This window comes from Symbiobacterium sp., assembly GCF_040797425.1.
GTDB lineage: Bacteria > Bacillota > Sulfobacillia > Symbiobacteriales > Symbiobacteriaceae > Symbiobacterium.
Map to the genome: position 1 here is coordinate 1 of NZ_JBFNEH010000015.1, position 18,533 is coordinate 18,533.

Here is an 18,533-nt window from a genome sequence, read left to right on the forward strand (position 1 = left end):
GGGTCGGCGGGCCCCCCCCCCCGCCCCCCCGCGGCTGGCGCCCTGGGGGGGGCCCGGGGTCTCCCCCCCCCCGGGGCCGCCGCAGTTCCCCACGCAAGGAAAGCTACTTCGCCAGCCACTCCGCCACCCGGGCCGCCACCTGGGTCGGCGTGAAGCCAAACTTCTCCGCCAGCACCCCGGCGGGGGCGGAGGCGCCGAAGTCCTCGAGGCCGATGGCGAGGCCGTCCCGGCCGATGAGCCGGTACCAGCCGTCCGTCCGGCCCGCCTCGATGGCAGCCAGCCGGCCCACCAGGACCCGGTTGCGGTACTCCTCCGGCTGCCGCAGGAAGAGTTCCACCGAGGGCATCGAGACCACCCGCACGGCGATCCCCTGCCCGGCCAGCAGCTTCTGCGCCTCCAGAGCGAGGCCCACCTCCGAGCCAGTGGCGATGAGGGTGGCGACGGGGTTCTCGGCGTCGGCGATCACGTAGCCGCCCTTCCACACGTCCCGGATCTGGAAGTCCGCCGGGCGGGTGAGGATCGGCACGTTCTGCCGGGTGAGGGCGAGGAGCGTCGGCTCCTTGGCCTCCATCAGGGCGTAGGCCCAGGCCATGGCCGTCTCCACACCGTCCGCCGGGCGGAAGAGCGTGACGTGCGGGATCAGGCGCAGCGACCAGAGGTGCTCGATGGGCTGGTGTGTCGGCCCGTCCTCGCCCAGGAAGAAGGAATCATGGGTGAAGACGAAGATCGAAGGCACCTGCATGAGCGCTGCGAGCCGGATCGGCGGCCGCATGTAGTCCGAGAAGACCAAGAAGGTCCCGCCGTAGGCCCGGAAGCCGCCATAGAGCACCATGCCGTTCACGATGGAGCCCATGGCGTGCTCCCGCACCCCGAAGTGCAGGGTCCGGCCCGCCCACGAGCAGTCGTACTGGCCGATCTTGGCGCAGGGCCCCACGTCGCCGCCGCCCTTGATGCTGGTGAGGTTCGACTCCGCCAGGTCGGCCGAGCCGCCCACCAGGCCGGGCACGAGCGCCGCCGCCCGCTGGATCACCATCTCGGACAGCTTGCGGGTGGCCAGCGGCTTCTCCGTCTTGGCCGCCTCCACCAGCTGCGCGTCCAGGTCGGCCGGCACCAGCAGGTTCTTATGCGCATCCCAGACCTTCGCCTTCTCGGGGTTGGCCGCCCGCCAGGCTTCGAAGGCGGCCTGCCACCGGCGCGCCTCGGCCTGCTTCTCCGCCTTCAGTTCAGCGAAGAAGGTGCGCACCTCGTCGGGCACGTAGAACGTGGGCTCCAGCGGCCAGCCCAGGGCCTCCTTGGTCAGCCGGGTCTCCTCGGGCCCCAGCGGGGCGCCGTGGACCTTCTCGGTGCCGCCCTTGGTGGGCGCCCCGTGGCCGATGACAGTGCGGCAGATGATCAGCGAGGGCTTGTCGGTGACCGCCTGCGCCCGCTCGATGGCCGCCGCGATCGCCAGGTGGTCGTGGCCGTCGCAGTGGTCGACGTGCCAGCCATAAGACTCAAAGCGCTTGGCCACGTCCTCGGTGAAGGCGATGTCGGTGGGCCCCTCGATGGAGATGTCGTTGTCGTCGTAGAGGAAGATCAGCCGGCCCAGCTTCCAGCGCCCAGCCAGCGAGGCGGCCTCGGCGACCACGCCCTCCATCAGGTCGCCGTCGCCGCAGATGCCGTAGATGTAGTGGTCGACGGGACGGAAGTCATCGCTGTTGACCCGCGCGGCCAACATCTCTGCAGCCACCGCCATGCCCACTGCGTGGGCGAAGCCCTGACCGAGGGGACCGGTGGTCACCTCAACGCCCGGGGTGTGGCCGTACTCCGGGTGACCCGGGGTGCGGCTGCCCCACTGGCGGAACGCCTTGAGCTGCTCCATGTCCAGGTCGTACCCGGCCAGGTGGAGCAACGCGTAGAGCAGCATCGAGCCGTGGCCGTTGGAGAGGATGAAGCGGTCGCGATTGGGCCAGTCTGGATTCTCAGGGTCGAAGCGCAGGAACTGGGTCCAGAGCACGAAGGCCATGTCGGCACAGCCCATCGGCGCGCCGGGATGACCCGACTTGGCCTTCTCGATGGCGTCCACTGCCAGCATCTTGATGGTGTTCACGGCAGCCTGCCGCAGTTCCGGAGAGAGGTTGGCAACTCGCACGGCGACGAAATCCTCCTTACCTGGACTGTCTATCCATCTACAGACATTACCTTACCACCACGGAAACCACAAGGGGAAGCCATTCCTGGCTCCCCCCGTAGGATGCGCAATCGTTACTTCCACCTTCCGCCGCCGCCCGAGCCGCGGCCGCCGCCGAAGCGACCGCCGCCGCCCAGGCCACCACCGCCGAACCGGCCCCCGCCACCCACGCCGCCGACGAAGCCTCCCCCGCCGCCAAACCCCCCGCCACCGCCGCGCCGGCGTGCGGCGGCCGCGGCTGCCTCAGCGGCCCGGCGGCGCTCCGCAGCCAGGTGCGCCTGGTAGGCGGCGATCAGCATGCGCGCGCTGCGCAGGGCCGACTCCGCCTCGGCCAGCGCCTGCTCGTACCGTCCCGCGGCCAAGGCCTGCTCGCCGGCGCCCAAGGCCCGCTGCAGGGCCATCGCCGCTGCAGGGTTGAACCGGGTGTGGACCAGGGCGGCGGCCGCCTCGGCCTGCGCCTGCCGGAGCCGGCTCCGCGCCGCCTCCGCCTGCCGGCGGAGATCCGCCACGGCCCGCCGGAGGCTTCCGGCCAGTTCCAGCGCCTGCGCCGCCTGCCGGCCGGCCTTCCCGACGGCGACCGGCCGCACGCCCAGGGCCCGGCGCAACTCGCCCAGGGCGACCTCCACCCGCCGCCAGCGTTCCGAGAGGTCCCGGGGCAGCACCAACCCGTGCTGCGACACCTCCTGCTGCGCCCCGGCCAGCTCGTACTCGGCACGGGCGAGCTGGTCCTGCGCCGCCCGCTCCGCCTCCGCCAGCCGGTCGGGGAGCGCGGTCAGGAGCTTCATGCGCTCCTGCAGGGCGCCCAGTTCCGCCAGCCAGCCGTTCAGCATCCGGTAGGCCTGCAGGTACCGCTGCTCCTCGGGCCGGGTGAGACGGGCCACCTCGTCGAGGCCCGCCCGGGCCCGTCCCTCCAGGTCGGCCAGGGCCGCGGGCAGGTCCCGGACGTCGGCCCAGTCCTCGGCGGCATACCGCCCGGCCAGTTGCTCGAGGATCCCCCTTGCGGCGGCCTGGTCGGCGCTCAGGCGGGCCACCCCTTCCGTCAGCGCCTGGCGCCGTGCGGCATACTGCGTCACCGCCTCCCGGTAGCGGGTGAGAATCGCCCGCACCTCGTCCAGGGCGGCCTGCCCACTCTCCAGGGCCTTCTGGGTCCCCGCCACGTCGCCCGTGGGCAGCCGCTGGGCGGCGGTCGCCTGGTGCCGCAGGGCCCGCTCCAGCGCGGCGGTCGGATCCTCCTCGACGAAGCGGAGGCCCAGGCTCACACGGGTCTCGGCGATCTCGTCGCGGGCCTTCTCGCTGTCCTGCCGCTGCGCCTCGAGCGTCTGTTGCTGCTCGCTGAGCTTCGCCACGTCGGTGCCGATGCCCCGGAATGCCTCGGCGGCCTCCCGGACCAGGCGGAGCGCCCGCACCGGATCCTCGGCCCGGGCCTCGTCCGCGTCGCGCTGCGTCCGTGCGGCGGCGGCCACCCGGTCATGCAGCCGGGTAAGGGCCCAGCCGGTGCGGCCCTGCAGGTCGGCGATGCCCTTCTCGGCGGTCTGGCGGAGGCCTGCGGTCGTCGCCGCATCCCCTTCCCAGGCGTGGATGGCCTCGGCAACCGGGGCGAAAGCCTTTTCCGCCTCGCCGTGGGCGGCTGCCGCTTCCTCGTAGGCGGCCCGCACCGCCGCCAGCGCCCTGGCCGCGGCGCGGAACCGCCAGCGGCGGGCAAACTTCTCCGCCTCGGCCAGCCGCTCCCCGCCGCGGCGGTAGGCGTCAAAGGCCCGGTCCGCCGCCTGTGCGGCGACCTCGACGTGGCCGCGGGTCTCCTCGCCGTCGTAGTTGCGGGCGAGGGGCAACTCCTGCTCGTGCATCTTCACCAGGCCGGCGACGAAGCCGTCACGGATCGCCAGGCACTCCCGACGGGCCCGGCGGTAGCGCAGATAGAAGGAAAGCTCCATGAGTGCGGCAGCCAGCGCCACGAGACCGGCCAGCAGGGCGGTCACCACGCCCGGCTGCACCGTGCGGCCCGGCGCGGAGCCACGGGATGTGGGGGGCTGGGCCGGTGGGGTGCCGCCCGTCGACGGTGCGGGTCGCGTGGTGCCGGTCGGCGGCGAAGGACTGGTGGTGCCCGGGGCGGGCGAAGGCGCAGTTGTTGCCGCCAGCGCCTCGATGCGGTCCGCCGCGGCCTCGATGGCCCCGGCGATGTCGCCGTCGCCCGCCCTGGCGACAAAGGCATCGAAGATGTCCCGGTTGGCGTAGTAGTCAAAGCCCCGCCCCGTCGCCTGCCGGATGGCCGCCTCAACGGGGCCGTTCTGCCAGACCCGGAAGTCAACGAGCCCCTCCTCCATGGCGATGGTGATCAGCACGGCGTCACGGGGCACGTCGGCCAGCAGGTCGTTGGCCATCTCCTGGAACCGCGCCTCGGCGTTGGCCGGCTCGCCCTCGGGGAACGCCGCCCCCAGGATGATCACCCGGTAGGTAAAGCGCCGGCCCGACAGGGCGTCCTCCAGCGCGGCCAAATCCGACTCGGAGAGGGCGCCCGAGCGGTCGTCCACCACGCCTCCGGGGCTGGTGGCCGCCAGCACCGGCGATGCGATCAGAAACAGCATGGTCACCAGAGACAGCATCAGGGCAAGCATACCGGCGCGGGTAGATCGCTTCGCCAATCGGATCGCCCTCCTTACGGGTTAGCATTCGCTGCGGGATGGATGCGCACCTTCGCCCTTAGTAGAGTTGGTGCGGGGGGGAAATGGTTCTGCCGGCAACGCAGGGATCCGGGCAATCGATGACGGCCTCCCGTCGCGGGGCAAGGCGGCGTGACCGGCGGCGTGCACCGGGACGGGTCGGGAGGTCACCGCGGCCCGCCTGCCGGAGCCGCAACGGTTCTGCCCATCGCGTAACATCAAGTTGGGCTGGGCAGGAACGCGGAAGTTGAAATAGTAAAGACCTCCCCTGAGTGACCCGACACTCAGAATCCCAAAGGATTCCATGGGGGAGGTCCTATGTTCAAAGTAACGGATTTGGTGACGTCCTTCAAGGATCTTGTTCAGTGGCTGCTCGTGAAGCTGGCAGAAGACTTGTGCCGGCAGGTGGAGTCGGTTCTGGAGGAGATTGAGAGCCAGTACAAGCGGGACGAGAGCCTGAAGGGTTGGGAGTCCATCGGGCAAAGGGAGCGAACGCTGGTCAGCCTGTTCGGGATGGAAATTCGGTTTCGGCGCCGAGGATACCGGAGACGGCAGCCGGACGGGAAGTGGGCGTACCGTTACCCGCTGGACGAAATGCTGGGATTGTTGCCAGAGGAGCGCTTTTGTCCTCTGGTGCAGGAACTGGCGGTTGATCTGGCTACCAAGATGTCTTTCCGCGAAGCAGCCAGCTGTTTGCAGGAGCGCTTCGGGATCCCTGTCAGCCACCAGGAGATACATCGCTGGCTGCAGGAAGCGGGGCAAGACCGGGACCGGGAGTTCCGGGAAGAGGTGCAGGCGGTGTTTGAACGCGGTCAGGTCCTGGAGGGCGAGGGCCGCGGTGCGGATGCGGTGGTAATCGAGGCAGATGGCATCTTCTTGCCGCTACAGAGAGAACAGCAGAAAGTGATGGAGTTGAAACGGGGCGTGATGCACGAAGGGTGGGAAGCGGAAAGCCCCAGCGGCACACGCCATCGGTTGGTGAACAAGGCGGCATGGGCCGGATTGCTCCCGACGGAAGAGTTTTGGGAGCGCGGTCAGATTCGTTTTGCGCAGCGGTACGACTCGGAGAAGGTGGGTCGGGTGGTTGTCAACGGGGATGGAGCGGAGTGGATCAAGCGGGCAAAGCAGTACTTTGCGGATGCAGAACTGTACTTGGACCGCTTCCACCGGAACCGGGCGATTCGGGAAGCGTTGGGCTTTTCACCGGAGCTGGTCAGGCGAGCCTTGAAAGCGGTCGGCCAGCAGGATCTGAAGGCTCTGCAGCAGGTGCTGTCAGAAGGTCTGGCGACGGCCCCCGGGGAGGAAGAGGCACGGCGCGTACGAGAACTGCGACGGTACTTGAAGGCGAACTGGGCTGGACTGCTGGACTGGCGCAGTGGTCCGCAGCCTGTACCGGAAGGGGCAAGAGGGCTCGGCGCGTCTGAAGCAGAGATTAACCACGTCCTGGCGGTGCGGATGACGAAGCGGGGGATGAGCTGGCGAGCGACAGGTGCGCACCACATGGCGCCACTGCGCTGCCTGCACGCAGAAGGACATCTCAGGGCCTGGTTGGCGGTATGGCAGAAGCGGCGCTGGCCAGCGATTCAAGCCGTTGATCGCCGCCATGCTCCAAGCCGGGTGATTGAGAAACTGTCGACAACGGATCCAACGGAGTGGCTGGCGGCCCGTATGCCGCTGCTGGCGACTGCGGCCGGGAACAGCGAACTGGGGCGCAGCCTGAAGCAAATCGCTCGGTGTGTACCTACTTCCGAGTTGATCCCGCGTAGCCAGCCGATGCCGTGGAGAACACCGGCGCGGTCCGAGGGGCATGCAAGCGCGTGAGAAACCCCAGTCGACCGGTGTTTGGGGAAGTGTTTTTGTGCCTAGGCGAACTCAACTGGGTGCGAATCTGTGACTCTGGGAGAGGTCTGGACCCCACTTACCGTTGACAGCTACCGTTCTGCCTGCCAGCGTTGACTTCCCTTTCCCCCGGCGCTAGAATGGAGCCAGACTTCGCAGAGGAGGGGTTCGTGATGATCTGGATCGCCGGGCGGCTGCGCAGCCTGGGCTCCGTTCATACGCCCTCTCCGGCGCGCCCTCGGTAGCCATTGCCTGGCACAGGCAAGCGATGCGGCCGCGGCCCTGGTGAGGGCTGCGGCCTTGTTGTGTCTGTGCGCGTGCGCCGCAGCCCCGCCGTCCGCCGGCCGCCCGACGGCCCCGGAGAGCAGAATCCATCACGCACGACAAGGAGTGGCCACGCATGACAGAGAATCGACTGCGAGACCGGACCGCTACCGCCTTCCTGGTGGCCCTGGAGCTGCCCGCCCGCCAGCGGGGCGGCTGGAGCGCGGCCGAGTCGCTGGACGAGCTGGAGCGACTGGTCGACACGGCCGGGGCCCGGGTGGTGGGCCGGGAGATCCAGAGCCGGCCGGCGCCCGACGTCGCCACCTACATCGGCAGGGGCAAGGCTGAGGAGGTCGAGCTGCTCCGCCGGGAAATGGAATTTGACTTCGTGATTGTCGACGACGAGCTCACCCCCGTGCAGCAGCGCAACCTGGAGCGCATCATCGACTGTCAGGTAATCGACCGCACGGCGGTGATTCTGGACATCTTCGCGCTGCGCGCCCGCACCCGGGAGGCCAAGCTCCAGGTGGAACTGGCGCAGCTGAGCTACCGGCTGCCGCGCCTCACCGGCAAGGGCATCGAGCTCTCCCGCCAGGCGGGCTCGGCCGGGGGCGTCTTCAACCGGGGCCCCGGCGAGACCAAGCTGGAGGTCGACCGTCGGCGCATCCGCGACCGCATGGCGGCCCTCAGGCGGGAACTGGAAGAGATCAAGGCCCACCGCGCCCGGCTGCGGGCGGAACGGGCCACCTCGGCGATTCCGGTGGTGGCGCTCACCGGCTACACCAACGCCGGCAAGTCCACCCTGCACCGGGCCCTGGCAGGCTCGGACGTGCTGGCCGAGGACCGGCTCTTCGCCACGCTGGATGCCACCACCCGCCGGGTCGAACCGGCGGAGGGTGAACCCTACCTGCTGGTGGACACGGTGGGCTTCATCCACAACCTGCCTCACGACCTGGTGGCGGCGTTCCGCTCCACGTTGGAGGAGGTGAACCAAGCCGACCTGCTGCTGCACGTGGTGGATGCCGCCCACCCCAAGCGGGAAGAGCAGATGCAGACCGTGCAGGCGGTGCTGAACGACCTGGGTGCGGGAGACAAGCCCACGCTGGTGGTCTACAACAAGGCTGACCTGGTGGATCCGGCCGAGATGGAGCACCTGCTGGCCTCCACCCCCGGCGCCGTGGCCGTGGCCGCCGCCCTCGGCCAGAACCTGGACGGGCTGCAGCGGGCGATTCAGCAGGCCTTGCAGGCGCGCCGGGTAATCGTGGAGGCCGTCATCCCCTACGCAAAGGCCGCCTGGCTGGCGTGGGCCCACGAGCGGGGACAGGTGCTGGCCGAGGAGCACCGGGAGGACGGCACGTACGTCCGGGTAGAACTGGAGAAGGGTCTGGCGGCCCGGTTGCGGGCGGCGCTGGGCCAGTGACCACAGACAGAATGCGACCCGGGGCCCCGCGGCCCCGGGTTCCTGCTTCAGCTCGCCGCCTTCACGGCGAAGCCCTCGTAGCCTTTCGCCGCCACGTCGTCGCAGATCTGGCGGTAGTTGCCCACCCCTCCCACATAGGGATAGAAAATGCGGGGCTTGCCGGGGATGTTCGCCCCCACATACCAGGAGTTGGCCTTCGGGTAAAGCGTCGCCTCGGCCACCTCGGTGACGTGCCTCACCCAGCCCTCCTCGGTCTGCTCCTCCGCTTCGATCACCTGCAGGTCGCGCTCCCGCATGTGCCGGATGCAGTCGGTGATCCAGTCCACGTGCTGCTCGATGGAGACCGGCATGTTGCTGAGCACCGACGGGCTCTGCGGCCCCGTAATCATGAACATGTTGGGGAAGCCGGCCGTGGCCAGGCCGAGGTAGGTGCGGGGGCCCTCCGCCCACTTCTCCCGGAGTGAGAGGCCGTTTCGGCCGCGGATGCCCATGCGCAGCAGGCTGCCCGTCATGGCGTCGAAGCCCGTGGCGAAGATGATGGCGTCCAGCTCATACTCCGCCTCGGCCGTGCGCAGCCCCGTGGGAGTAATGGCGACGATCGGTGCGCGGCGCACGTCCACCAGGGTGACGTTCTCCCGGTTGAACGCCTCGTAGTAGCCGTGCTCCAGCGGCGGCCGCTTGGTGGCGAAGGGGTGGTCGTAAGGCATGAGCAGTTGGGCCACCTGCGGCTCCTTCACCACTTGCCGGATGTGGTTCCGGATGAACTCGGCCGCGGCGGCGTTGGACTCCTGGTTCACCGTAAGGTCATTGAAGGCGAAGAGGAACCAGAAGCCGCCCTTCTCCCAGGCCTGTGCAAAGATCCGCTCCCGCTCCTCGGGCGAGACGGCCATGGCCGACAGGTCCGGCGGCACCATGTAGTGGCCGGCCGGGGACCGGCGGGCGGTCTCCCACACCTCGTCGTACTTTGCCTTCACCTCCCGAATGAACTCCGGGTCCAGGGGCCGGTTGCGGCCGGGGATGGCGAAGTTTGGGGTGCGCTGGAAGACGTAGACGTGCGCCGCCTCCCTGGCCACCTCGGGCAGCACCTGGATGCCTGTCGCCCCTGTGCCGATGAGGCCCACCCGCTGGCCGGTGAAGTCCACCTTCTCGTGCGGCCACTCGCCGGTGTGATACCACTTGCCCTGGAACGACTCCAGCCCGGGGAAGTTCGGGATGTGGGCGGCGGAGAGGCAGCCTACCGCGGTGATGAAGAACCGGGCGGTGGTCACCTCGCCGTCGTCGGTCTGGATCTCCCACAGGTTCTTCTCCTCGTTCCAGGCGGCCGCGGTCACCCGGGTGTCGAACTCAATGTCCCGACGCAGGTCGAACCGGTCTGCCACATGCTGCAGGTACCGCAGGATCTCGGGCTGGGCCGGGTACCGCTCCGACCACTCCCACTCCTTCAGGAGTTCCTTGGAGAAGGAGTAGCAGTAGACGTGGCTCTCCGAGTCACAGCGGGCGCCGGGGTACCGGTTCCAGTACCAAGTGCCGCCCACGTCGCCGCCCGCCTCGAAGACCAGGGTCGAGAGGCCCAACTCCCGCACGCGGTAGAGCATGTACAGCCCCGAAAAACCGGCACCCACCACCACGGCGTCGAAGTGCCGCATGTTCCGGTCCCCCCTTCCCAGGCCGCGCCTCTACTCGGCGGCGAAGGCCAGACGCAGCTGGGCCGCCGCCTCCTCCAGCGCCTGCCTGCCGGCCGGCATGGCGTCCAGCAGGGTGCAGAAGCCGTGGATCTGGCCCAGGAACCGCTTCACCGTGACGGTGTTGCCGGCCGCTGCCAGCTTCTGTGCGTAGGCCTCGCCCTCGTCCCTGAGCGGGTCGAACTCGGCGGTGATGACGAAGGCCGGGGGCAGATCGGAGGCGTCCGCCACCTGCAGCGGGGAGGCCCGCCAGTCCTTCCCGTCGGCCTCGGTGCCCAGGTAGTGGTTCCAGAACCACTGCATCATGGCCGTGGTGAGGAAGTAGTCCGCCCCGTTCTCCCGGTAGGACTGGGTCTCGAAGTTGTGGTCGGTCACCGGGTAGATGAGCACCTGGTAGGCGATCTGCGGATAGCCCTTCTCCCGGGCCATCAGCGAGACCACCGCCGCCAGGTTGCCGCCGGCGCTGTCGCCCGCCACTGCGATACGCCGCGGGTCGCCGCCGAAGCTGCGGGCATTCTCGGCCGCCCAGGCCGTGGCGGCGTAACAGTCCTCCGCGGCCGCCGGGAACTTGTGCTCCGGCGCCAGCCGGTAGTCCACCGAGACCACGATCGCCCCGGCCCGGTTCGCCAGCAGCGCACAGGTGGCGTGCACCGTGTCCGGGCTGCCGATCACCCACCCGCCGCCGTGGAAGTACAGGAGCACCGGGAACGGGCCCTCCCCGGCGGGGGTGTAGATGCGGACCGGAATCTCCCCGGCAGGCCCGGGAATCGTCCGGTCCACGATGCTCGCCACCGGCTCCACCTCGGCGTGGGCGCTCAGCTGCGCGGCCATCGCCCTCGCCTCCGCCGGCGGCAGGTCGTTCAGCGCCGGGCCACCCACCTCGGCCAGCTGCTTCAGGAAGGCCTCGGCCTCCTTGCTCAGCGGCATGCGTCTCCTCTCCCTTCTTCTCCGTCATCGGGCGTGGTGGTGGACACGCCCGGTACACAGATATGCGGTGGCAATGGCGGAAATTCGTGGGAAACGCCGCCCACTTTGACCGTTGCGGAGGTCGGATTTATACTCAAACTATGCAACGTTTTAAGGAAGGAGCATACGCGTGAAAACATACATCGCCCTGATGCGACACGGGGTGACCGACTGGAACTACGACGGCCGGGCCCAGGGGCATACCGACATTCCCCTCAACGCCGAGGGGAAGTGGCAGGCGGAAGCGGCCGGCGCCCGCCTGGCGACGGAGCACTGGGACGCGGTCTACAGCAGCGACCTGGTGCGCGCCCGTGAAACCGCGCTGGCGCTCTGCCGCCGGACCGGAAACGAACTCATCACCGACCCGCGGCTCCGGGAGCGGTTCATCGGCCCTGCGGAGGGTCTGACCAAGGTCGAGCGGGACGTGCTCTGGCCCGGGCTCTCGCTGGGGGAGATTCCCGGCGTCGAGTCCAACGAAAAGCTGGCGGAGCGGGGCGAGGCGATCTTCACCGAGATCGCCCGGCGGCATCCGGGCCAGCGGGTGCTCATCGTGACCCACGGCGGGCTGATCGCCCATTTCCTGCAGCGCGCCGTGGGCGCGCCGATCGCGATCGCGCGCAACACAGGCGTCATCCCAATCGTCTATGACGGGCAGGGGTTCACCCTGGCCGGAGAACAGGATTACCGCCACCTGCTGATCGACGGGGTGGAGTACAGCGGCGAGAAGCACCGGCTCCTGGGGATCGCCCGCGCGGGCGGGCTGCCGGGGATCGGGCTCGATCACGCCGAGGCCGAGCGCATGATCCTTTTCTCCTCCGCGGTGGAGTCCGCGTGGGTGGACGACCGCCTGGTGGGCTACGCCCGGGCCTTCACGGACCGGGTACGCTACGGCTACATCGACTTGCTTTACAGCGCCCCGGGATACGGCCGGACGGGCGAGATGATGCGCCGCCGGCTGGCGGAGCGCTTCCCCTCCGTGCGATTCGAACTGGTGGCCCGGCGGACGCAGAAGGCCACCGGCGCCTGAAGGAGTGCACCCTCACGCGACCGGCTGCCCGCTTCCACCGGTTGCAGCAACTCGGGAGGTGGAGCCTGTGTCGCACTCGACAGACGGAACCAACCGGCGGCGGGCCAGCCGCCGACCGGTGAAGATTTCGTGGCGGCGGTGGGCGCGCCGCGCCGTCCTGGCAGGCGCGCTGGCCGCCGCTGCATGGCTTCTGTTCTGCATCGTCTCCGCACTCGTCGCCTTCGCAGCCCTGCCCTGGGGCGGGCTGGCGGCGGGACAGCCATCGGTGGTCTACGCGGCGGACGGCAGCGAGATCGGACCGCTCACTGCCTACGCCTACCAGGTTCCGGTCACCCTGGACGAACTCCCGCCCGCCGTGGCCCAGGCCTTCGTGGCCTCGGAAGACATCCGCTTCTACCAGCACCACGGCGTGGACCCTCGGGGCATCGCCCGGGCGATCATCACCAACCTGCGGGAGCGGGCCATCGCCGAGGGCGGCAGCACCATCACGCAGCAGGTGGCCCGCAACACGTTCCTCACCCAGCGCCAGACGCTGACCCGCAAGGTCCGCGAGGCCGTGCTCGCCCTGCTGCTGGAGGCGCGCTTTGAGAAGGATGAGATCCTCGCCCTCTACCTGAACCAGCTCTACATGGGCCACGGCACCTACGGTGTGGGCGCCGCCGCCCGCCTCTACTTCAACAAGGACGCGTCCGAACTCACCCTGGGCGAGGCGGCCACGCTCGCGGGCATCGCCCCTGCGCCCGAAGCGTTCAGCCCGCTGCGGGATCCCGAGGCGGCCCGGGTGCGGCGCGACGCCGTCCTGGACCGCATGGTGGCCGCCGGTTACCTCACGCCGGAGGAGGCGGAGGCCGAGAAGGCGCAGCCGCTCGCCGTGTCGCAGGGCGAGGTGGAGCCGGCAGCCTCCCACCCCTGGTACATGGACGAGGTGCGCAGCGAGCTGCGCGAGCGCTTCGGCCTGAAGGCGGAGCAGGTCGCCCTCATGGGCCTGCGCATCCACACCGGCATGGACCCGGTGCTGCAGGAAGCGGCGGAGGCACTGCTGGCCGAGCGCATCTTCCCGGCCAACACCCCCGACGGTGTGGAGGCGGCCTTCGCCGCGGTGGACCCGCGCAGCGGCGACGTGCTGGCCCTGGTGGGCGGGCGGGAGTACCCGCCCGGCGGCGGCCTGAACCGGGCCAGCCGGGGCCGGGTGTCGCCGGGGTCGGTGCTGAAGCCGGTGGTGGTCTACGCCCCGGCCATCGAGTACGCCGGGATGACGCCTGAGAGCACCGTGCTGGACGAACCCCTGAACGTGAACGGCTGGGAGCCGCAGAACTGGGACCACCAGTTCCGCGGCGAGGTGACCCTGCGGGAGGCGGCCCGCCTTTCCCTGAACATCCCGGCCATCCGGCTGATGGACCAGGTGGGCGTGGAGCGGGCCCGGGCTTTCGCCAAGCGCCTGGGCATCCCCGTCACGGACGCGGACCGCGGCCTGACCCTCGCCCTGGGCGCCATGGCCGAGGGGGTGAGTCCGCTGGAACTGGCCGGCGCCTACCAGGCCTTCGCCAACGGCGGAACCTACCGCACCCCGCACCTGATCACGATGGTGGAGACCGCCGACGGCCGGGTCCTGCGCGGCCGGGAGGTCCGAGCCCGGCAGGTGATGCGGCCGGAGACGGCCCACGCGGTGACCGACATGCTCACCACCGTCGTCCAGCAGGGCACGGGCACCGGTGCGCTCCTCGACCGCCCCATGGCCGGCAAGACCGGCACTGTGGAGCTGCCGCAGGGCGACGCGTTTGCGGGCCTCTCAGGCAACTCGGCCGCCTGGTTCGTGGGCTACACGCCGGACGTGGTCGCCAGCGTCTGGGTGGGCTACGACCAGGTGGACCCGACGCACTACCTGCCGCCCGAGGTGAACGGCTCCACCTACCCCACCTGGATCTGGCGGCAGGTCGTGGGCACGGCGCTGGCGGGCCGGCCGGTGCTCGCCTTCCCCGGCCCTGACGGCGGGGCTCCACAGGTCGTGGAGTCGCCGGTGCAGGAGGAACCTGCGGAACCCGCAACGCCCGAGCCGCCGGCGGAGGAGCCGGCGCAGCCGGTGCTGCCCGCGATCGTGGACCTTGCGGCCTCCCCCGGGCCGCAGCCCGGTTCCGTCAACCTCACCTGGCGGGCCGAGGGCGGCAACGCGGCGGCCGCGGGGGCTCAGTTCCGGATCCTCCGCAGCAGTGCGGCCGCAGCGGCCGCGACCGAGGCCCAGGTGGTGGCCACGGTGGCCGGCCCGCCCTTCCTGGACGTGCTGGCCGAGCCCGGCATCTACGTCTACTGGGTCGTGGCGGTCGACCCCGCCACCGGTGCGATGGGCCAGCCCTCCGCCCCGCTTCCGGTGGAGGTGCGGATGGAGGAGCCCGGCGGCGAGCCGCCCGGTCCGGGCAACGAGGGCCCCGAAGAGCCGGGGGAGGAAGAGCCCGGCGACGTGGGGCCCGGTGGAGAATCCGGCGGTGAGGAACCGGGCGAGCCGGGGGAGGAGGAACCCGTGACTGGGGAGCCGGGCAGCGGCGAGCCGGGCCCCGAGCAGCCCGCGAACGGGCACCCAAGTGGTCGAGAGGCGGGCGAGGGGACTCCCGACGAGGGCACGCCCGCTGAAGGGGCCCGGGCGGGCGGCTCCCCCGGTCAGGGGCCGCAGCAAGGAGGAACTCCGGGTAACGGAGGCTCCGGCACTGAGCCCGGCGAGAAAGGCCCCGGCAGCGAAACCCGCTGAACGCGCAGGAACCCGGCGGTAACGTTCCGCCGGGTTCCGCGCGCGTGACCTGGTCCGCCCGTAGCCTAACCCTTCACCAGCGAGAGCCGCACCCCCAGGGTGTGCGCCGGATCCACCTGCACCGTGCCGGAAGGCAATCGGTTGACGGCCACGCCCCGGACTTCCAGTTGATCGGCTGCGGCGGCGGTGTCGGGAACGGTGATGGCGATGCTGTGCACGCCGTAGCCGCGCTCGGCCACGAAGGATGCCACCGGGCTATCGGCGCTGCGGGGTGCGATCACCTCGATCAGCCCCCGCTTCAGCGGGAAGAAGATCCGGTCGGCCTGCCGGCTCGGGCAGACCGACGGGCCGCCCTCCGGCTCCAGCCCGTAGCCGTCCCGGAAATAGGCCACCCCCTCCTCCAGCGTGGGGAAGGCGAAGGCGAGCCGGTTGATAGCGCCGTACTGCAACGGGTGCGGCAACAGGTCGGAATCCCCTGCGAGCTTCCGCCGCTTCTCCTCCCCGTCGCTGTCGTGCTGGATCAGGAAGGGATTGACCGCCCTTCCGCCTGCGACCCGGAACGCCCTCCAGGTGCGGCTCCGCCCGCCAGGGGTGACCAGTTCCCCGTCCCAGGGCTCCTCCGGTCGCAGCGGCGTGATGCCCTCGTCCATCCGACCGCGGAAGGCGGCCAGGTCGGCCTCCAGGTCGTCGCTGGCCAGGGCGAAGGTGAAGAGCCCCGGCCCGAAACGGTCCAGGTGGTCCACCAGTGCCGGCCAGGCTGCCGCAGGGTCCCGGACGGCGATGAGCTCCAGGTACTCCGGGTCCAGCACCGCCAGCCGGTTGGCGGTGCCGCGCCCGGGATGCTCTCCGCCCGCCGTGATGAAGAACCGGAGCCGGCGGTAAAGGTCCGCGGCCTCATCCAGATCGCGCACTGCAATCAACACGTGGTCGATGTGCGTGATCGCCATAACACGACCCCCTTGTTACAGAATCTCTGCGGCGGAAGCCCGCCGGGCGAGCGCCGCCCGCGCGGGGCTCCGAAGCACGGCATCCTCCATGGGCGGGTTGTGCAGGCCGGCCCGCACATCCCGGTAAAGCCGCTCCAGCGGCAGTTGACGGGAGAGCCCGGCGATGCCCGCCACCCGCATCGCCCGGTCGACGACCTGCAGGGCGAGGTTCACAGCCAGCACCTTGGCGGCCCCGAGCAGGGGCACCAGGTCGCCGCGCCGCCCCGGCTCCGCGTCCCACCGGTTGGCCACCGTGTAGAGGGTGGATCCGCCCGCCAGCAGGTCGACCTCGTTCTGACCCAGCAGAGCCTGGATGTGGGGCTGGTCGGCGATGGGACCCGGCAGCGAGTTGGGCCGGCGGTTCCGGGCATACGCCAGGGCGAAGTCCTGGGCGGCCCGGGCGATGCCCAGGTAGACGGCGGGGATGTGCAGGGCCCAGCCGGCGCCCGCCCCCATGCCCACCTGGCAGGTGCTGCCGGGGCCGAACTCCTCCAGCAGGTCGTCGTCCTCCACCGTCACGTCCTGCAGGATCAGGTCATGGCTGCCCGTGGCCCGCATGCCCAGCGCGTCCCAGGTCTCCGCGACGGTCACCCCCGGGCTCTGCATCCGCACGAGGAACCATCCGCCCCGGTCGGACCCCTCGAAGCTGGCCGAGACCACGGCATAGTCGAGGGCCGGTGCCAGCGAGGTGAAGGACTTGCGCCCCGTCAGAATCCAACCGCCGGGCGCACGCCGGGCGGTTGTGGTCGGCCGGCCGCCCCGGGACGGGCTGCCGGTCTCCACCTCGCTGGCGGCGGAGTTGATCAGGGCCCCCCGCTCTGCCACGGCGCGGAAGATTCGCTCGGTCGCGTCAGCGGGCCAGGCTCGCGTCTCGGCCAGCTTCCCGACCACGGCCAGGTGCCAACCAACGGCGAGGGCGGTGGCACCGTCGCCCCGGGCGAGTCGCTCCTGCGCCAGCAGCATCTCGGTCAGGTTCGCCCCCTCGCCGCCCCACTCCGCGGGCACGGTGAGGCGGGTGTAACCGGCCGCCTTCAGCTCGCTGAAGTTCTCAAAAGGAAACGTGTTCTCGCGGTCATACAGGGCGGCCCGACCGGCGAACCGGTCAGCCAGTTCGGCGGCCAGGGCGACGAACCGCCGCTGCCGCTCCGTCTGCACGAACAGGTCTTGCTCCGCAGCCGTCACGGCGGGTACTCCTCCCCGCCAGGTCTGCTCCGTCATGCCGACCGCCCTCCCAGATAGGCCTGCTCCACCAGCGGGTTGCCGATCAGTTCGGCCGCGCTCCCCTCCAGGCGAACCACCCCGTTCTGAAGCACGTACCCCCGGTGGGCGATCTGCAGGGCGGCCCGGGCGTTCTGTTCGACCATGAAGATGGTCGTCCCGCGGGCGTTCACCTGCCGGATCAGCTCCAAGACCCGGTCCACCCAGAGCGGCGACAGGCCCATCGTCGGCTCATCCATGCAGAGCAGGCGGGGGCGACCCATCAGGGCCCGGGCCATGGCCACCATCTGCTGCTCGCCGCCCGAGAGCGTCCCCGCAACCTGGGAGAGCCGCTCCTTCACCCGCGGGAACAGTTCCAGCATGGCCTCATAGTCGGCCTGCACCTGCTCGCGGTCGGTACGGGCATAGGCGCCCATCAGCAGGTTCTCCCGCACGGTCATGTACGGGAAGAGCCTCCGGGCCTCCGGCACCGACCCCAACCCCCAGCGGATGCGGCGGGGCGTGGACCAGGCGGTGGCATCCTCCCCGCCCAGCAGCACCCGGCCCCGGCGGGGCCGGACCAGGCCCAGGATCACCTTCATGGCGGTGGACTTGCCCGAGGCGTTGCCCCCGAGCAGGCAGGTAATCTCGCCCTCCCGCACGGTCAGGTTCACGTCAAAATGCACCTGCACCGGTCCGTAGAAGGTGTCGACCCCCCGCAGCTCCAGAATCGCCGTCACGCGCGGTCCCCCCCTTCGGTGCACCGCCGCCCGTGCGGCCCACGTAGGCCTCCACCAGGCGCCGGTCGGCCCAGACCGTCTCGGGCGTGCCCTCCACCAGCACCTGACCGGCCTCCAGGGCCACCACCCAGTGCGCCACGGCGCTCACCAGGTCCAGCTTGTGCTCGATGAGGAGGATGGCGTGGCCCCGGGCCTGCAGCCGCCGGATGAGCTCGGTCATCTCCTCGGTCTCGGTGGGGTTCATGCCCGCGGTGGGCTCGTCAAGCAGCAGGATCTTGGGGCGGAGGGCCAGAGCCCGGGCCAGTTCGGTGCGGCGGCGGTTAGCGTAGGAGAGCGAGTAGGCCGGCTGGTGCAGCCGGGGGAGCAGCCTGTCGCCGAAGAGCGAGAGGATCTCCATGGCCTCCTCCACCAGCTCGGCTTCCAGGCGCCGCAGTCGGGCCGGCCGGGAGAGCGCCGTGACCACCTCCCGGATGGCCCCGAGCGCCCCGCTCACGGGTCCGGCCGGCCGGCCGAACTCCGCCTGCAGTCGGCTGTGGGCGCCCAGGAGCACGTTTTCCAGCACTGTCAGGTTCCCGTAGACCCGCCCGTTCTGGAACGTGCGGGCGACCCCCTTCGCGGCGATCACGTGCGCAGGAAGGCCGTCGATGCGCTCCCCGTCCAGGTAGACCTCGCCGCCGTCGGGGCGCTCGGCGCCGGTGATGAGCTGGAACAGGGTCGTCTTGCCGGCCCCGTTGGGGCCGATGATGGCCACCGTCTCGCCCGGGCCCACCTCCAGGCTGACGGACTTCACAGCATCCAGGCCGCCGAACCGCTTCGTCAGGTTCCGCACCGAAAGCACCTTCACG

12 protein-coding genes are annotated in these 18,533 nt (G+C 70.4%); 4 read left to right on the top strand and 8 right to left on the bottom strand.

Annotated elements, in window-relative coordinates; all coding sequences use genetic code 11:
• Positions 1-103 precede the first annotated feature (103 nt).
• Both tkt and AB2385_RS06585 read right to left on the bottom strand, forming a co-directional pair.
• Positions 104-2,131: a transketolase gene (tkt, locus tag AB2385_RS06580; RefSeq protein ID WP_367654157.1), complete on the bottom strand. Its 2,028-nt coding sequence runs from the start codon at positions 2,129-2,131 to the stop codon at positions 104-106.
• 113 nt (positions 2,132-2,244) lie between these two features.
• Positions 2,245-4,809, bottom strand: a complete 2,565-nt coding sequence (locus AB2385_RS06585; protein ID WP_367654158.1) for a septation ring formation regulator EzrA — start codon at positions 4,807-4,809, stop codon at positions 2,245-2,247.
• A gap of 336 nt (positions 4,810-5,145) precedes the next feature.
• Here AB2385_RS06585 and AB2385_RS06590 point away from each other — a divergent pair, with 336 nt between their 5' ends.
• Together AB2385_RS06590 and hflX are read left to right on the top strand one after the other, a co-directional pair.
• Positions 5,146-6,648 (top strand): ISLre2 family transposase, encoded by a 1,503-nt coding sequence (locus AB2385_RS06590; RefSeq protein WP_367654159.1) that lies wholly within the window; start codon positions 5,146-5,148, stop codon positions 6,646-6,648.
• Between the two features lie 418 nt (positions 6,649-7,066).
• The gene (gene hflX / locus AB2385_RS06595; RefSeq protein WP_367654160.1) at positions 7,067-8,350 is read left to right on the top strand and encodes a GTPase HflX; all 1,284 of its coding nucleotides are present in this window, start codon (positions 7,067-7,069) and stop codon (positions 8,348-8,350) included.
• 47 nt (positions 8,351-8,397) lie between these two features.
• Here hflX and AB2385_RS06600 read toward each other — a convergent pair whose 3' ends face one another.
• Positions 8,398-9,996, bottom strand: coding sequence for a flavin-containing monooxygenase (locus AB2385_RS06600; RefSeq protein ID WP_367654161.1), 1,599 nt, complete (start codon positions 9,994-9,996; stop codon positions 8,398-8,400).
• A gap of 30 nt (positions 9,997-10,026) precedes the next feature.
• Positions 10,027-10,959 carry an alpha/beta hydrolase gene (locus AB2385_RS06605; RefSeq protein ID WP_367654162.1) on the bottom strand — a complete coding sequence of 311 codons (933 nt, stop codon included), beginning with the start codon at positions 10,957-10,959 and terminating at the stop codon, positions 10,027-10,029.
• A 169-nt stretch (positions 10,960-11,128) separates the two neighbouring features.
• Between AB2385_RS06605 and AB2385_RS06610 the strand changes: the two genes are divergently transcribed.
• Complete coding sequence (locus AB2385_RS06610) at positions 11,129-12,025, top strand: histidine phosphatase family protein (RefSeq protein WP_367654163.1); 897 nt, start codon at positions 11,129-11,131, stop codon at positions 12,023-12,025.
• A 67-nt stretch (positions 12,026-12,092) separates the two neighbouring features.
• Entirely contained in the window at positions 12,093-14,765 is a 2,673-nt protein-coding gene (locus AB2385_RS06615) for a transglycosylase domain-containing protein (protein WP_367654164.1), read from the top strand.
• A 65-nt stretch (positions 14,766-14,830) separates the two neighbouring features.
• Here the strand turns inward: AB2385_RS06615 and AB2385_RS06620 are convergent, their stop codons facing one another.
• From AB2385_RS06620 to AB2385_RS06635, 4 genes are read right to left on the bottom strand one after another with little or no spacing between them, the layout of a single operon-like run.
• The gene (locus tag AB2385_RS06620) at positions 14,831-15,712 is read right to left on the bottom strand and encodes a VOC family protein (protein ID WP_367654165.1); all 882 of its coding nucleotides are present in this window, start codon (positions 15,710-15,712) and stop codon (positions 14,831-14,833) included.
• Positions 15,713-15,727: 15 nt separating this feature from the next.
• Entirely contained in the window at positions 15,728-16,969 is a 1,242-nt protein-coding gene (locus tag AB2385_RS06625) for an acyl-CoA dehydrogenase family protein (protein WP_367654166.1), read from the bottom strand.
• Positions 16,966-17,688: an ABC transporter ATP-binding protein gene (locus AB2385_RS06630; RefSeq protein WP_367654167.1), complete on the bottom strand. Its 723-nt coding sequence runs from the start codon at positions 17,686-17,688 to the stop codon at positions 16,966-16,968. The genes AB2385_RS06625 and AB2385_RS06630 overlap by 4 nt, the downstream gene beginning before the upstream one ends.
• The gene (locus tag AB2385_RS06635) at positions 17,624-18,532 is read right to left on the bottom strand and encodes an ABC transporter ATP-binding protein (RefSeq protein ID WP_367654168.1); all 909 of its coding nucleotides are present in this window, start codon (positions 18,530-18,532) and stop codon (positions 17,624-17,626) included. Before AB2385_RS06635 ends, AB2385_RS06630 begins: the two co-directional genes overlap by 65 nt.
• Between the last annotated feature and the right edge of the window lies 1 nt (position 18,533).

Bases quoted from the DNA above. Each gene is read 5' to 3' on its own strand.
- AB2385_RS06590 (WP_367654159.1), top strand. From the start codon at position 5,146: ATGTTCAAAGTAACGGATTTGGTGACGTCCTTCAAGGATCTTGTTCAG.
- hflX (WP_367654160.1), top strand. From the start codon at position 7,067: ATGACAGAGAATCGACTGCGAGACCGGACCGCTACCGCCTTCCTGGTG.
- AB2385_RS06600 (WP_367654161.1), bottom strand. From the start codon at position 9,996: ATGCGGCACTTCGACGCCGTGGTGGTGGGTGCCGGTTTTTCGGGGCTG.
- AB2385_RS06605 (WP_367654162.1), bottom strand. From the start codon at position 10,959: ATGCCGCTGAGCAAGGAGGCCGAGGCCTTCCTGAAGCAGCTGGCCGAG.
- AB2385_RS06620 (WP_367654165.1), bottom strand. From the start codon at position 15,712: ATGGCGATCACGCACATCGACCACGTGTTGATTGCAGTGCGCGATCTG.
- AB2385_RS06625 (WP_367654166.1), bottom strand. From the start codon at position 16,969: ATGACGGAGCAGACCTGGCGGGGAGGAGTACCCGCCGTGACGGCTGCG.